1 protein-coding gene is annotated in these 249 nt (G+C 41.0%); it reads right to left on the bottom strand.

Annotation, left to right across the window (positions count from 1 at the left end):
- Positions 1 to 188, bottom strand: a 188-nt coding sequence (locus AAEY68_RS21435) for a disulfide bond formation protein B (RefSeq protein WP_350586870.1), incomplete at its 3' end; no start/stop codon positions are given.
- Between the last annotated feature and the right edge of the window lie 61 nt (positions 189 to 249).

Below are 249 nucleotides of genomic sequence, written 5' to 3'. Positions count from 1 at the left end.
GGATTAAACAGTGCTGCTATTAAGGCAAAGCCACCCATAACCATCAGGCCGATACGCTGAAAAACACAAAGTGGGCAAGGTGATAGACCCAGATGGCGCTGTAAATAAAACAGCGCAAAGCTCATTCCTATCACTGCCATTAATACCAAAAAGACTTGCAAGTTACGGTAGGTGGTTAGCTTTAGCATTGGTCAAATACTCTTATAAAATAATCAATAAAACACTAGGGCGTGTTGAACAGTCACAAAT

This window comes from Pseudoalteromonas sp. RB2-MNA-CIBAN-0110 (genome assembly GCF_040309305.1).
Taxonomy (GTDB): Bacteria; Pseudomonadota; Gammaproteobacteria; order Enterobacterales; family Alteromonadaceae; genus Pseudoalteromonas; species Pseudoalteromonas arctica.
Note: the sequence above shows the minus strand (reverse complement) of the source record. Positions and strands in the feature narration are given on the sequence as shown.